This window comes from Paenibacillus sp. Y951 (genome assembly GCF_056786395.1).
Window position 1 is genome coordinate 46,235 of sequence record NZ_JBXCIY010000012.1, and the last position, 16,282, is coordinate 62,516.

A 16,282-nucleotide genomic window follows, 5' to 3' on the forward strand; every position below is an offset into this window, starting at 1 on the left:
TGCTATTCAACTATCATTCAATTAAGCTTTTGGAGTTTCTTCAGCAACGAGTACCGCTTTACGAGATAGGTTAATACGACCTTGTTGGTCGATTTCTGTTACTTTAACAGTGATTTGATCACCAATAGCAACAACATCTTCGCATTTCGCTACACGGTCAGATGACAGTTGTGAAATATGAACTAGTCCATCTTTACCAGGTAGAATTTCTACGAAGCAACCAAATTTCTCGATACGTTTCACTGTACCTAAGTAAATTTCACCAATAACGACAACTTTGACAATACCTTCGATAATCTCTTTTGCTTTTTGGATCATTTCTTCATCAGATGAAGCGATGAATACTGAACCATCTTGCTCAATATCGATTTTCACGCCAGTATCTTCAATGATTTTATTGATGATTTTACCACCAGCACCAATAACATCACGAATTTTGTCAGGATTGATTTTCATACTAATAATTTTCGGTGCATATTTAGACAATTTTGGACGAGAAGCAGTAATAACTTCTGCCATTTTATCTAAAATAAATAAACGGCCTTCTTTAGCTTGATCAAGTGCTTGAGTTAAGATCTCACGATTGATACCAGAAATTTTGATATCCATTTGGATAGCCGTAATTCCCTCAGCAGTACCCGCAACTTTGAAATCCATATCCCCAAGATGATCTTCCATCCCTTGAATATCAGAAAGAACTGAGAAGTGATCTCCGTCTTTGATCAGACCCATTGCAATTCCTGCAACTGGAGCTTTTATCGGCACGCCTGCATCCATCATCGCTAACGTACTTGCACAAATACTTGCTTGCGAAGATGAACCATTAGATTCAAGCACTTCGGATACAAGACGAATTGTGTAAGGGAATTCTGCTTCAGAAGGAATAACTTTAGCTAATGCACGTTCTCCTAATGCACCGTGACCGATTTCGCGACGTCCTGGAGGACGAAGTGGTCTAGCTTCACCAACACTGAATGGCGGGAAGTTATAGTGATGCATGAAACGTTTTGTTGTTTCAACTGAGATACCATCTAAAATTTGGATATCACCCATCGCACCTAGCGTACAAACACTTAATGCTTGAGTTTGCCCACGAGTAAATAGTCCAGTACCGTGCGTACGAGGCAATATCGCAACATCACACTCGATTGGACGAATCTCACCTAAAGCACGACCATCTGGACGAACTTTATCATGAGTAATTAGACGACGAACTTCTTCCTTCACGATATCGTAAAGAATTTCTTTCACGTCAGCAATTAATTCTGGAGTTTCAGCATATACTTCTTCGAAGTGAGCAACGGTTTCGCTGTTAACTACATCGATTGCCTCTTGACGAGCATGCTTCTCAACAGTTTTCACTGCTTCAACAAGACGTGCACTTGCATAGGCACGAACAGCTTCGTTGGCTTTCTCATCAACAGCATGAAGAACAACTTCCATTTTTTCTTTACCTGCAAGAACGCTGAACTCTTCGATTGCTTTAATAAGTTCTTTGATTGCATCATGACCGAACATAATTGCTTCAAGAATAACCGTCTCAGACACTTCATTAGCTTCAGCTTCTACCATCATAATCGCATCTTTTGTACCAGATACAACAAGATAAATATCAGATTCTTCTGATTGAGCAATCGTCGGGTTAATAATGAATTCACCATTAATTCTACCAACGATGACTCCACCAACTGGACCATCAAATGGTACATCTGATATCGTTAATGCCGCTGAAGTACCAATCATAGCTGCAATTTCAGGTGCGTTATCTTGGTCTACAGACATAACAATATTAGCAACTTGTACATCATTACGGAAACCTTCTGGGAATAATGGACGAATTGGACGGTCAGTTAGACGGCTAGATAGTATAGCTTTCTCACTTGGTCTACCTTCACGCTTAATAAATCCTCCAGGGATTTTACCTACTGCATACATACGTTCTTCATAGTTTACCGTCAGTGGGAAGAAATCCAAATCCTTTGGTCCAGTTGAAGCCGTTACAGTACAAAGTACTGCAGTATCTCCGTATGTTACCATTACAGCAGCATTGGCTTGCTTCGCCAAACGACCTGTTTCTAGCACTAGCGTTCTTCCACCTAGCGTCGTTTCAACACGATGTTGCATTCAAACCCTCCTTTTCTATTACAAAAAGCAACCCATAGCCTCCACGATCCAATAATGGACCTGCTAAAGGACTGTCAGGTTGCTTTTCATTACACTGATCTTAACGGCGTAAGCCTAATTTTTCAATCAATGCGCTATAACGTCTAACATCTTTGTTTTTAAGGTAAGCAAGTAATTTACGACGTTGACCTACCATTTTCAACAAACCACGACGTGAATGATGATCTTTCTTGTGAGTACGAAGATGATCTGTCAAAGTCACGATGTTTTCCGTTAGGATAGCTACTTGAACTTCTGGAGACCCTGTATCACTTGCGTGAGTTTTGTGTGCCTCGATAATTTCATTTTTACGTTCTTGTGTAATTGCCATCTGGTTTCACCTCCTTATCATAATCGCCATTAGCCTCGTTATCGGCGGTGAGCTCGATAACCATGCCAAGGTTCAGTTACTGCTGCTTGTACATGTGAAATGCACAAGTGCAATATCAGTACATAGTATAGCATAGATGAATTTAGTTTGTCGAGATTATGTTTGCAATAACAGCTGTAGCTTGCTTAGCATCAAGCTTCAACTGTTCAATCAAAGCAGCAATCCCCTCAAATTTACGCTCTGAACGTAAATATTGGACAAGCTGAATCGTCATCGTCTCACCGTAAATATCTTCTGAAAAATTGAACAAATGTGCTTCCATAACTGGAACAATATCTTGTTCATAGAACGTCGGCTTCATTCCATGATTCATAACACCATAATACGTTTTTTTGCCAAGATGAGCGATAATCGCATATACACCTAAGCGGACCGTAACGTATGGAGCATGAAGCCGAAGATTTGCTGTAGGAAAACCAATCGTACGTCCGCGCTGATCGCCTTGAACGACCGTTCCCTCAACTTCAAAATAACGACCTAATAAATGGTTAGCTCGCTTAATATCTCCACTTTCCAACCACTCTCTTATTGCAGTACTACTAACTTTCACTTCATCAATAAGATAAGCCTCAATAACGTCCACTTGAATCGCTGGTTCGCATAATTTCTTCATAATATCCGGATTTCCGGAACCACCTACACCAAAGCGGAAGTCGAAACCGATCACAACATTGACGACATGAAGTGTTTGTAAAATGTTAGTAACAAATTCATAAGGAGTAATTTTTGAAAAATTACTATCAAATTTGACGATAAACACATAATCAACGCCAAGTTTTTCAAACAATCTAGTTTTCGTAAATAGTGGGGTAATGCACTGAACGTATTGTTCACCTTGACCTAAAATCGCTTTTGGATGAGGATCAAATGTCATGACTGCCGACGCTTGTCCATTAGCTTTTGCAGTAGAAACTGCTTTAGAAATAACTTGCTGATGCCCTTTGTGAACACCATCAAAATGTCCTATTGCAATCGATAATGGTTGATCATTCAACTCTATCTCACTAAGTGATATAGGGTAAGTCAAAGTTATGATTTTCAAAGTTGACACACCTACATTTCATCATTAACATTTTCGATCAAGAAAATACTTTAATTGGTTTCACAACATGATTTTGTTTATCAAGTTCGAAAATCCCCAAAAAAACATCTTCTTCATCAAAGACACGAACCAAGGAATGATCCGCTAACAACTGATGTCCTGTTATATCCGTCCAATAAAGCTTTTGGCCTTGGATCGCATATCTCCGCTTGATGCTTTGTACTGTCGTAGCAGGAAGATGATCAATAGCAAGCTCTGGCGCAACAAGTAGCTGCTGGAGTGTACCGTTGTTCATATGTTCTTCCACTTGCTCTAGTGTTAAGCATTGAGACTTCGTTATGCCTCCTGACATCGTACGAATTAATGATGCCATCGTAGCAGGTACACCTAATGCCTTTCCAATATCAACACATAATGTACGAATATATGTACCTTTTGAGCATTGTACGGAAAAGCTGAATTGTGGATGCTCCCCATCTAGATCAAGGTTTAATAGCTCGATCGAGTAAATCGTTACTTTACGTGATTTACGTTCCACCGTCTTGCCTTCACGAGCAAGCTCGTACAAACGTTTGCCATCTACTTTAAGCGCAGAAAACATAGGCGGGATTTGATCTATTTCACCAAGAAAACTATGGAGCACCTCATGTATTTGTTGTTCCTTTATAGCAGATACTTCAGCAGTTTCAATGACTACGCCTGTAATATCTTCCGTATCCGTCGCTACTCCCAAACGAATTGTTGCTTCATAAGCCTTCGGACGTTCTTGAATATATTCAACTACTCGAGTGCCTCTGCCTAAACATAACGGAAGTACACCCGTCACCATAGGATCAAGTGTACCCGCATGCCCAATTCGTTTCATTCCAAGTAGGCGGCGAGCTTTCGCCACTACATCATGTGATGTCCAACCTTCAGCCTTCCAAATGGCTAGTACGCCGTCCATCTTATGTCAACGCCTTTCGTATCGCTCCAACTAATTCTTCAATACTACTGTTCATATCAGCATTCAATTTACAGCCAGCAGCTCTCACATGACCGCCGCCACCAAAACTATGTGCTACAGCTGCAACATCAACTTTTCCAGCGGAACGGATACTTGCTTTCACAAGCCCTGACTCCGATTCCTTGAAGAGAATCCCAACCTCAACACTATCGACATTCAACACATAGTTGACAATGCCTTCAAGATCTTCTGGAACAGCACCACAAGTAGCTAAGTCATCAGACATCACAGATACCCAGCCAATTCGATGATCTTCACTGAAGGAAATTCGCGCTAATAATGTTTGAAGCAAACGAAGTCTTGCATACGTCATTTTTTCTAGTAAATGATCTGCAAGTTCATAAGCAGAAACACCAAGAGCCAGAAGCTCAGATGCCATCGCCATCACTTCTGGAGATGTATTAGAATATCGAAAACCGCCAGTATCCGTCAATAACCCCGTATACAGCGCAATGGCGCAAGGTAAGTTCGGAGTTAGGTTAGCGTATTTAATAAGATCATATATTATTTCAACTGTTGCTGCGGCATGTGAACGTACAATATTCAATGTACCAAATTCATTATTAGTAGGATGATGATCAATATTGAGCAGTGGAGTAATTCCAGTAGTAAACAATGTTCTTACTTCACCAAGACGAGAATAATCTGCACAATCAAGGGCAATCACCGCATCAAATTGCAACGAGGCTTCACGATTGAATCGCTTTATATTATCGTATTGATACAAATAGCTAAGGCGACCAGGTAATTCGCTCTCATTAATAATAATTACCTGCTTGTTATATTGCTCAAGCAACCAAGTCATTGCTGAACATGAACTAATCGCATCACCATCTGGTTGTTCATGAGCAACAACTAGAAAGGAATTATAGCGTTCTATAAACGCTATAGCTCCTTCTAGTTGCTCATCATAAGGATGTAATGAAGTCATCACTCTTTAGAGTCCTGATTAATTTCTGTAAGAAGATTCTCGATACGACTTCCATACTCAATGCTGTTGTCAAACTTAAAGTGTAATTCTGGAGTATGTCGGAACTTAATTCGCTTACCTAGCTCAGAGCGAAGATAGCCGGTAGCTTTAGAAAGTGCTTTTAGAGTTTCTTCTTTCTGTTCATCGTTACCAAGTACACTCAAGTAGATTTTAGCTTGTGAAAGATCATTTGTCGTTTCAACACCAGTGACTGTAATAAAGCCAACACGAGGGTCTTTTATTTCAGTCTGTATTAAATGACTAATTTCTTTCTTAATTTGTTCACTAACACGACCTACACGAATTTTAGCCATTACTTATTCACCTCTCAACTGTCTCCATAACAAATGACTCGATAATGTCTGATTCTTTAATATCGTTAAAGCGATCAAGTGTAATACCACACTCGAAGCCTTGTGTAACTTCTTTCGCATCATCTTTGTATCGTTTCAAAGTATCGATCTTACCAGTGTAGACTACAATACTATCACGAATAACGCGCGCTTCTCCGTTACGAACCATTTTACCATCAGTAACCATACAACCAGCAATGGATCCTACTTTTGTAACTTTGAAGATATTACGAACTTCTGCGTGACCAGTAATAACTTCTTTGTAGATTGGATCTAGAAGACCCTTCATTGCTTGCTCGATTTCATCGATGATTTTATAGATAATTGTGTGCAAACGAACATCTACTTTTTCTTGTTCAATCGCATATTCAGCTTGTGGTTCTGGACGAACGTTAAAGCCGATTACGATGGCATTTGAAGCAGAAGCCAAGTTGATATCAGATTCAGTGATCGCACCTGCGCCACTATGAATGATTTTAACGCGAACACCTTCAACGTCAATTTTCGCAAGAGAACCTTTCAAAGCTTCTCCAGAACCTTGAACATCGGATTTAATGATAACGTGAAGATCTTTCATCTCGCCATCTTTAATTTGGTTGTACAAATCATCAAGTGTTACACGAGTGTTTGCACCGATTTCAGACTGACGATGTTTGATCGAACGACGATCAGCGATTGCACGTGCTTTACGCTCATCTTCGAACACCATAAACGGATCACCAGCAAGTGGAACTTCCGTTAAACCTGTAATTTCAACAGGAGTAGAAGGACCCGCTTCTTTTAAGCGACGACCACGGTCATTGACCATTGCTCTTACACGACCGAAACAGTTACCTGCAACGAATGCATCCCCTACTCTTAACGTACCATGTTGGACTAGAATACGTACAACTGGACCTTTACCTTTATCAAGTTCAGCCTCAATGACAGTAGCACGAGCACGTTTGTTAGGATTTGCTTTAAATTCATTCATTTCTGAAACTAATAAAATCATTTCAAGCAGATTTTCAATACCCATACGTTGTTTCGCAGAAACTTCTACGAAGATTGTATCGCCGCCCCATTCTTCTGGAACAAGCTCATATTCAGTCATTTCTTGCTTGATTTTATCAATATTTGCTTCAGGTTTATCGATTTTGTTCACAGCAACGATAATTGGCACACCAGCAGCTTTCGCATGGCTAATTGCTTCAATAGTTTGAGGCATAATTCCATCATCTGCTGCAACAACGATAATTGTAATATCAGTTACTTGTGCTCCACGAGCACGCATTAATGTAAACGCTTCGTGACCTGGTGTATCAAGGAATGTAATTTTCTTGTTGTTGATTTCAACTTGGTAAGCACCGATATGTTGGGTAATACCGCCTGCTTCGCCTGTCGTAACATTCGTTTTGCGGATAGAGTCAAGTAATGTTGTTTTACCATGGTCAACGTGACCCATAATCGTAACAACTGCCGGACGAGTTACTAGATCAGCAGCTTCATCTACTTCATCAACCGTTTCGAAGTTATCTTCTTCAACTGGAATTTTCACTTCTACTTCAATGCCGTATTCTGTTGCAATTAGCATAATCGCGTCCATATCAACCTCTTGGTTAATCGTAGCCATTACACCTAAGAATAGAAGCTTTTTGATAACTTCCGAAGCATCTTTATGAAGTATCTTAGCCAGTTCACCAACTGTTAATGTACCGCGAACGATAATTTTCTTCGGTGTATTATCAATTTTTTCACGAGGTGGTTGGTTTTGATAATTATTTCTGCCACCGCGACCTTTATTATTGCGATTATTTCTGGAGTTAGATCCGGATTTCCCATCCTCAAAACGATTGCTGCTATTTCTACCTTTGTAATTTGAATTCGAGTTTGAGTTCGAATTACGATCGCCAGTAGTTGTACGCGAACTGTCAAAACGAGACTCAAATGCACGAGATGGTGCAGGTGAAGTCGAGCTAGTTGAACGATTTTGACCACCGCTAGTAGGACGGTTAGATGAAAATTGACCACCTTGACCGCCGCCTTGTGGACGACCACCAGAAGATTGACCACCGGCATTATTGTAAGGGCGAGCTTGACCGCCTTGACCACTACCTTGAGGACGATTGAAGCCACCTGATTGACCTTGCGGACGACTTTGGCTACTTCCTTGACCCTGTGGACGAGATTGACCGCCACCTTGACCTTGCGGACGACTACTAGATTGACCTTGTGGACGACTTGAACTGCTACCTTGTCCTTGTGGACGAGACTGACCGCTACCTTGTGGACGACTTCCACTTTGACTACTTTGTGGTCTACTTTGGCTAGAGTTTTGCGTTCTTGGTTGTTGCTCTCTAGCCCCTTGACTACTTGCAGTTGTTGATTGTGTTGAACGTGTAGGAGTATTCGTTACTTCCTGTTTTTCCTCACGGTTCTGATTTTCGTTAGTATTAATAGAATTCCTTGTCTCCTGTCTGTTCTCTTGCGAGATTTCCTTTTTCTCTTGTGTTGCTTCCGTACTTGTAGTAGCTGATGATTCAGCATTCGATCGTTTCACTGCTGCATTTTCTTTGATTTCACGAAAAAAACCTTCAACTTTAGAAACCATTTGGTTTTCCATTACACTCATATGGTTGTTCACAGGTAAATCCAGCCTCTTAAGAATGGTGATAACTTCCTTGCTGCTCATATCTACCGATTTTGCATATTCGTATACGCGCAGCTTGTCTTTATTTTCCTTACCCTCTATATTATTACTCAAGTAAGATCCACCTCCGTTTTTTGGCTTAAATGACCCACAATTAATTGAGCAAATTGCACGTCAGTAACTGCAATAATTACACGATCTGGCTTTCCAATTGCTCTCCCTAAGCTTTCTCGATCATAAGCTTCGACAAGTTTCACATTGTAAGTGCCACACTTATCTGAAAATTTCTTTTTCGTGTTTTCGGAAGCATCTCCAGCAACAATAACTAGTTTTGCTTTTCCAGCACGAACGGCCTTCAGAACAATTTCATCGCCAGTCGCTAACTTTCCGGCTCTCATCGCCATTCCTAGCGCAGATAAGGCTTTATTTATTTTCATTCAATTGTTAGCTCCTTATTCGCAATGAACTCATCTTCTAGCTTAATAAAATCTTGTTCTAATTGATCGTATATTTCTTCTCCAACCGGCTGCTTTAATGCACGATCAAGCGCTTTGCTCTTTTTAGCTAGCTTAAAGCAAGTTACTTTCCCGCATAGATAAGCACCTCGGCCTGATTTTTTACCGCTTAGGTCAATCAGAACTTCATCATTCGGTGTCCGTACGACCCGAATCAGTTCCTTCTTCGACATCATCTCTTGACAAGCAACGCATTTGCGAAGCGGTACTTTTCTTGGTCTCATCGCACACCCTCCATTCATTCTGATTCAATTAATCGATAGAAACCGAATCTTGATGCATAACGTCTTGTGTCGTTTTTGGACGTCCGTATTCTTGCTCTGCTTGAGTTTCTGACTTAATGTCAATTTTCCAACCAGTTAGTTTTGCTGCAAGACGAGCGTTCTGACCTTTAATTCCGATTGCCAATGACAACTGGTAATCTGGTACGATAACACGTGCCATTTTTTCTTGTTCAAATACGTTAACTTCAATGACTTTCGATGGACTAAGTGCATTCGCAACATATTCCGCAACATCATCGGACCAACGTACAATATCGATTTTCTCACCTTTTAGCTCGTTCACGATCGTTTGAACACGTAGACCTTTAGGTCCTACACAAGATCCTACAGGATCTACTTCATGATTGCGTGAGAACACAGCAATTTTGGATCTAAAGCCTGCTTCGCGAGCCACAGAGCGAATTTCAACAACACCATCATATATTTCTGGCACTTCAAGTTCGAACAGACGCTTCAGAAGACCTGGATGTGTACGAGAAAGAATAATTTGCGGACCCTTAGTCGTATTTTCCACCTTCGTAATAAAAGCCTTCACACGATCAAGATGCTTGAATTTATCTGTCGGCATTAATTCTGTCAGCGGCAATACTGCCTCAACTTTACCTAAGTCAACAAATAAATTACGTGTATCTTGTCTCTGTACAAGGCCCGTTACGATATCTTCCTCTTTATCAATAAATGCGTTATAGATTAGTCCACGCTCAGCTTCACGAATACGTTGAGTAACGACTTGTTTGGCTGTTTGGGCAGCAATACGACCAAAATCACGAGGCGTAACCTCGATTTCAGCAATATCATCTAATTGATAATGCGGGTTAACTTCACGCGCTGCATCTATTGCAATTTCTAATCTAGAGTCAAGTACATCCTCTACTACATTTTTACGAGCATACACTTTAATAATACCATTATGACGATTGATTTCTACTCTAACGTTCTGTGCCGTGTTAAAGTTTCGTTTATAACTTGAAATAAGTGCTGCTTCAATTGCATCTAAAAGCACTTCTTGGGAGATACCTTTATCTCTTGCAATCTCTTGTAGCGCCTCAATAAAATCCATACTCATTGGAAACTCGTTCCCCCTTTCATCTAATAAACGTTAGAATATAATAGCAAGACGTGCGCTTGCAACTTTAGCATAAGGTACTGTGTACTCTTTCGTGCCTACACGCACTGTAACTTCTTCACCATCAAATGCAGTAAGTTCACCTTCAAATTCCTTCATACCGTTAAGCAATTCATAGGTTGTTATGAAGACATTTTTACCTACTGATTTTTGTATATCCTCAGGTTTCTTAAGTGGTCTCTCCGCACCAGGAGAAGATACTTCAAGGAAATAAGCGCCTGATATTGGTTCTTTCGCATCAAGTTGCTCACTTACATATTCGCTAATTCGAACGCATTCATCAATATCAATGCCGCCCTCTTTATCTACAAATATGCGCAGAAACCAATTACTACCTTCCTTTATGTATTCAATATCGACCAATTCAAATCCATGTTCATTGAGAAAAGGTGATATCATAGCCTCAATTGCGGTGTTGATCGCTGATGTACTCAAATTGTGTTCCTCCTAAAACTTTTCATATCTACTGTGATATACATTCCTGCAATGAAAAGTACATCGTAAGACTAAACTTAACTTTTCATATCTACTGTGATATACATTCCTGCAATGAAAAGTACTTCGTAAGACTAAACTTAACTTTTCATATCTACTGTGAAATGCTTCTTGCAATGAAAAGTACTTCGTAAGTTAATACTTAACTTTTCATATCTACTGTGATATACATTCCTGCAATGAAAAGTACATCGTAAGCTTATTTTCATCTATAATCTAATATGACTTCCTAATATACAGCATGTCGGAAGTTATACTACAATTACGCGAATAAATGATTTTTGGGTTAAACAACACATAAAGAGTGGGTTTCCCCACTCTTTGATCATTAAAGCCCTATCAACATCATTGCCACAAAAATTATATCATAATCGTATACTAGTGACAAGAAATGATTTCTAGTCACTTACAGTGCATGTATAAAAATGGACTTTCGCAAGCCGTCAAGATTAGAATGCAACTATGCGAATAAGGACGCCCTCGTATACGTAGTATAGCCCGAGAGACCGGAGTTTTTCAAGTACGTTTCATCTTCGATGTCGAATAAGCTACCTGCGGCGCATCGCAATCACAAGCGCTGAAACGAAACCCAGCAACGTGTACGGCACGAGTACACAAGCGGTCAATGCCCGATACTTTCAATAAAGGTTCAAAAAGTGGGCTTTCAGAACCGAGAAGATGGAACGCTACTTGAGAAAGGCGGAAGCGCAAGTGTACGTGGTTGGTACACGCGAACCGTACTTTCCAAGTTCGTTTCATATTCGACGCCGACTATGCTACGAAGCCAATCATCGTTATCAAAGTCCACTGTTTGAACTTCCTAAAAGAGTGAAAGTTGGTTGGATTCTGGCATCCCTCTAAAACATCCCATCGCAGTTAATAGCTCGATAATCGTCTTAGAAGCTTTTGTTCTCATCTGAAAATCTTCAATAGATAAGTACTCTCCATCATCTTTTGCTGCTGCAATATTACGTGCAGCATTTATGCCAATACCGCCTACCGCCGCAAAAGGAGGGATTAATGCTTCACCCTCTATTTGGAATTTTTCCGCGTCTGAACGATAAATGTCGATCGGTTTGTACGTAAAGCCACGTGCAGTCATTTCAAGAGACATTTCTAGCTGAGACAGCATACTTTTCTCTTTTGGTGTTGCACTGAAGCCCTTACCTTCAATCTCTTCAATCTTCTTGTAGATAGCCTCATAACCTTGACATAGCAGCTCAAGATCAAAATCATCCGCACGAACTGTAAAGTATGTCGCATAAAATTCAGCAGGGTAATAAAGCTTGAAAAATGCAGTACGAACTGCAGATATAACATATGCTGCCGCATGTGCTTTCGGGAACATGTATTCAATACGTAGACAAGAATCGATATACCACTGTGGCACTTTACAATCCTTCATATCTTGAATCCATTCAGGTGTTAATCCTTTACCTTTACGTACGCTTTCCGTAATTTTGAACGCCAATGACGCATCCATATCTGCTTTATATATTAAGTATAACATAATATCATCACGACATCCGATAACCGTCTTAATGTTACATGTGCCATTTTTAATTAATTCTTGAGCATTCCCTAACCAAACCCCAGTACCGTGAGATAAGCCTGAGATTTGCAGCAGATCGGCAAAGCTTGATGGTTGTGTCTCATGAAGCATTTGACGAACGAACTTCGTTCCCATTTCCGGTATACCATAAGTAGCAACCGCAGAACGTATTTGTTTTGCGTTTACGCCCAGTGCATCCGTCGAGTTGAATAGACTCATAACCTTCTGATCATTCATCGGAATCGTCGTCGGATCAACACCGGTAAGATCTTGCAGCATCCGCATCATTGTAGGATCATCATGACCCAAAATATCGAGCTTCAATAAGTTTTCATCAAACGCATGATAATCGAAATGAGTAGTTTTCCATTCCGCATTCACATCATCTGCTGGGAATTGTACCGGTGTAACATCCTCAACTTCCATATAATCAGGAACAACGACGATTCCCCCTGGATGCTGACCAGTACTTCGCTTAACTCCAGTGCAACCACTAGCTAATCGAACAACTTCCGCATTACGCCATTTTTTACCATGCTCTTCTTCATATTTCTTTGCAAAACCATAGGCTGTTTTATCGGCAACTGTACCAATTGTACCCGCACGAAACACACTTTTTTCGCCAAACAGCTCTTTTGTATAGTTATGAGCAATAGGCTGGTAATCACCTGAGAAGTTAAGATCGATATCAGGTACTTTATCCCCTTTAAATCCTAAAAACGTTTCAAACGGGATATCATGGCCTTCACCTTTCATCGGTTTACCGCATTGAGGACAGTCCTTATTAATCAAGTCAAAACCACTCGGTATGCTGCCATCTAAAAACCAATCGCTATGTCTACAGTCTGAATTCAAACATAAATAGTGCGATGGCAATGGATTAACCTCGGAAATACCAAGGAACATCGCAACGACTGATGAACCAACTGAACCTCGTGATCCTACAAGATAGCCATCTGCATTTGATTTTTTAACTAATTTCATCGAAAATAAATAGTTGGCCGAAAATTTAAATTTGATAATTGGAACAAGCTCTTTCTCAAGGCGATCAATGACAACTTGCGGCAGCTGCTCACCGTACATTGATTTGGCAGTATCGTAGCATATATTACGAATATCCTCATCTGCACCTTCAAGAATCGGTGTAAACAACTCACTAGGAAACATATCATATGCTTCAAAGCGCTCAGCCAATTCATTCGTATTCGTAATGACGACTTCATAAGCAATTTCTTCACCTAGAAAAGCAAATTCCTTCAGCATTTCATCGGTTGTTCGGAAATGTGCATCTGGCTTGCGCATACTTTTCAGTGGACTAAATCCAGTAATACCTAGTATTGTAATCTCGCGATATATTTTATCCATTGGGTTAAGATAATGAACGTTGCCGGTAGCAATAACTGGTTTATTCAATTTAATACCAATTTGATACACTCTTCTCAGTGCCTGTTCTATATCCGCACGCGAGCCAACTAATCCTTTATCAACTAAATGCATATAGAAATCTATCGGTTGAATTTCTAACACATCATAGAACTGTGCAACCTCTTCCGCTTCCTCTTGCGATTTATTGAGCACCGTCTCAAAAAACTCACCCTTTTCACAGCCAGATATAACTAGTAACCCTTCACGATGAGCCATTAGTTTACTTTTGGGAATGGTAGCTACCTTTTTGAAATGCTCTGTATGAGAAAGTGAAATTAGCTTGAACAAATTTTTCTTCCCTACTGCATTAAGCGCGTAGACGGAGGAATGGAATGGTCTTGCATTAGAAAGATCAAGCCCTACGTAATCATTAAGCTGAGTTAGTTTAATAATATTTCGATCTGTTGCATCTTTTATTAGCCCATTCAATATTCCACCAAGTGCAATCGTATCGTCGATGGCACGGTGATGATTATCAAGACTAACTTTATATTTATCAGCTAACGTATTCAACCGATGATTTTTCATAGTTGGGTAAATTAAACGGGCTAGTTCAAGCGTGTCTAGCACAGGATTTTTCACTTCTGGAAAACCTAATGTTTTACAATTCGCTTGAATAAAACCAATATCGAAGCGAGCATTATGGGCAACTAGCACATCATCGCCTATATATTCAATAAACGCCTTCAATGTAGGTTCAAGCTCTGGAGCATCAACAACCATGTCATCGGTTATATTGGTTAATTGCTGAATATTGTATGGAATTCTCTGATGGGGATTTATGAACGATGTAAAACGATCAATTTCTTCTCCATCTTTCATTCGTATACCAGCAATTTCAATAATTTTATTGTTAATGACAGATAGCCCAGTAGTCTCGAGATCGAATACGACGTAAGTTGTATCTACTAATGATAATGGTTGCGCATTAAGGACAATCGGAACTGCATCATTAACTAAGTTCGCTTCCAAGCCGAACATGACTTTCATATCATGTTTCTTAGCTGCTTTCACAGCGTCTGGGTAGCATTGTATATTGCTATGATCTGTTACAGCGATCGCTTTATGACCCCATTTGGCAGCCATCGCTACATAATCGCTAATATGTGTGACCGCATCCATCGTACTCATCGTCGTATGAAGATGGAATTCCACACGTTTTTCCTTCGCATAGTCCATCCGACTTGGCGGAGCATTTACTTCATGAAGATCATTAGGAATCATGACAAGCTCAGGCTCTTGCATAAAGCGATCGTACTCTACTTTTCCGCGAGCTTTGATCCACTTACCATTTTTCAGTTTACTTAAAATCTTAACATCATCTTTCGTCTTAGCAAAAACTTTCATCGACAAAGAGTCCGTAAAATCAGTCAAATAAAACGTAAATAATGTACTTCCGTTACGTAATTCTTTCTTATCTAGTGAGAAAACTGAGCCTTGTACAGCAATTTTCTTTTCTTCATCGACAATATTCATAAGCGGAATAGCTTCATCACGAATATCATAGCCAATCGCAAGACGGATGACTTCTTCATTGCTCGGAGTCTCTTCTTCATCAACTTCAACAGGCACTTCAGCCATAAGTTGTGATATCGCTTCGCTATCTTCTTGCTGAATTTCATCACGGAATTGCTCATAAATTTCTTGCTTACTTTCAGAAAGAATAAGTTTAACCGTGATGTCGCGTGAGAAATATTTTTGATAGAAATTACTCACTTCTTCATCTATTTTCTTCTTCTTAGCTAGCTCTAATCCTGTATGATCCATTAATCCAATCGTTAGTAACTTATCGGCAACTACAATATCCGCTCTTTGCATCCAACCATTAACTGATGCAATATTTTTCTGGGCCCACTCAAGAAATACCGGCCAATATTGCATCACAATATTTTCAGACTCGACTATAGAATCATAGTTAAAATTAAAAGAAGTGCTCGCTATATGAGCAAACTTTTTACGAACTTGATGTGTTAAGCCATTATATGCCTGTAAAGGAACTAAAGACGTCTTGCGTATGCAAAACGTCCAGTCATTGTTGTGCTTATTGACGATGACTTGATCAATGTACCCATCTTCAAAATAAGCTTGAATGAGTTCCTGCGGCAGCCCTGACTGTTCTAACAACATCTCAAAGCGCTGACGCTTACCGTCGGCATGGTTCATCATTATCCACTCCTGACGTTAGATCATTTTAGAGGTTGTTCAAAAAGCGGACTTTGATAACGATGATTATGCTAACGTAGCGTAATCGACATCGCATCTGAAGCGAACTTGGAAAGTACGGTTCGCGTGTACGAATAACGTACACTTGCGCTTCCGCCTTTCTCAAGT

At 40.0% G+C, this 16,282-nt stretch carries 13 protein-coding genes; 1 reads left to right on the plus strand and 12 read right to left on the minus strand.

The features are described from left to right. Positions 1-21: 21 nt before the first annotated feature. The 11 genes from pnp to rimP form a co-directional block, all read right to left on the minus strand. A complete protein-coding gene (pnp, locus tag AC1TPB_RS16740) occupies positions 22-2,124 on the minus strand; it encodes a polyribonucleotide nucleotidyltransferase (protein ID WP_482077554.1) in 2,103 nt (700 codons plus the stop codon). 100 nt (positions 2,125-2,224) lie between these two features. Continuing rightward, positions 2,225-2,494, minus strand: coding sequence for a 30S ribosomal protein S15 (gene rpsO / locus AC1TPB_RS16745; RefSeq protein WP_482060984.1), 270 nt, complete (start codon positions 2,492-2,494; stop codon positions 2,225-2,227). Positions 2,495-2,636: 142 nt separating this feature from the next. Continuing rightward, positions 2,637-3,596 (minus strand): bifunctional riboflavin kinase/FAD synthetase, encoded by a 960-nt coding sequence (locus tag AC1TPB_RS16750; RefSeq protein WP_482077555.1) that lies wholly within the window; start codon positions 3,594-3,596, stop codon positions 2,637-2,639. Between the two features lie 37 nt (positions 3,597-3,633). Further along, entirely contained in the window at positions 3,634-4,542 is a 909-nt protein-coding gene (truB, locus tag AC1TPB_RS16755) for a tRNA pseudouridine(55) synthase TruB (RefSeq protein WP_482077556.1), read from the minus strand. 1 nt (position 4,543) lies between these two features. Next, positions 4,544-5,533 (minus strand): DHH family phosphoesterase, encoded by a 990-nt coding sequence (locus AC1TPB_RS16760; protein WP_482077658.1) that lies wholly within the window; start codon positions 5,531-5,533, stop codon positions 4,544-4,546. Next, positions 5,533-5,886, minus strand: a complete 354-nt coding sequence (rbfA, locus tag AC1TPB_RS16765) for a 30S ribosome-binding factor RbfA (protein WP_482077557.1) — start codon at positions 5,884-5,886, stop codon at positions 5,533-5,535. The genes AC1TPB_RS16760 and rbfA overlap by 1 nt, the downstream gene beginning before the upstream one ends. 7 nt (positions 5,887-5,893) lie before the next feature. Continuing rightward, on the minus strand, positions 5,894-8,656 hold the full coding sequence (infB, locus tag AC1TPB_RS16770) for a translation initiation factor IF-2 (RefSeq protein WP_482077659.1): 2,763 nt from the start codon (positions 8,654-8,656) through the stop codon (positions 5,894-5,896). 8 nt (positions 8,657-8,664) lie between these two features. After that, complete coding sequence (locus AC1TPB_RS16775) at positions 8,665-8,991, minus strand: L7Ae/L30e/S12e/Gadd45 family ribosomal protein (RefSeq protein ID WP_482077558.1); 327 nt, start codon at positions 8,989-8,991, stop codon at positions 8,665-8,667. Beyond that, complete coding sequence (rnpM, locus tag AC1TPB_RS16780) at positions 8,988-9,293, minus strand: RNase P modulator RnpM (protein WP_258199703.1); 306 nt, start codon at positions 9,291-9,293, stop codon at positions 8,988-8,990. The genes AC1TPB_RS16775 and rnpM overlap by 4 nt, the downstream gene beginning before the upstream one ends. A 28-nt stretch (positions 9,294-9,321) precedes the next feature. Further along, the gene (nusA, locus tag AC1TPB_RS16785) at positions 9,322-10,419 is read right to left on the minus strand and encodes a transcription termination factor NusA (RefSeq protein ID WP_482060991.1); all 1,098 of its coding nucleotides are present in this window, start codon (positions 10,417-10,419) and stop codon (positions 9,322-9,324) included. 33 nt (positions 10,420-10,452) lie between these two features. Next, positions 10,453-10,914: a ribosome maturation factor RimP gene (rimP, locus tag AC1TPB_RS16790; RefSeq protein WP_482077559.1), complete on the minus strand. Its 462-nt coding sequence runs from the start codon at positions 10,912-10,914 to the stop codon at positions 10,453-10,455. A 716-nt stretch (positions 10,915-11,630) separates the two neighbouring features. On the opposite strand from rimP, the gene AC1TPB_RS16795 reads away from it, so the two are divergent. After that, on the plus strand, positions 11,631-11,789 hold the full coding sequence (locus AC1TPB_RS16795; RefSeq protein ID WP_482077560.1) for a hypothetical protein: 159 nt from the start codon (positions 11,631-11,633) through the stop codon (positions 11,787-11,789). 5 nt (positions 11,790-11,794) lie between these two features. Here the strand turns inward: AC1TPB_RS16795 and AC1TPB_RS16800 are convergent, their stop codons facing one another. After that, entirely contained in the window at positions 11,795-16,114 is a 4,320-nt protein-coding gene (locus tag AC1TPB_RS16800; protein ID WP_482077660.1) for a PolC-type DNA polymerase III, read from the minus strand. Positions 16,115-16,282: the final 168 nt, after the last annotated feature.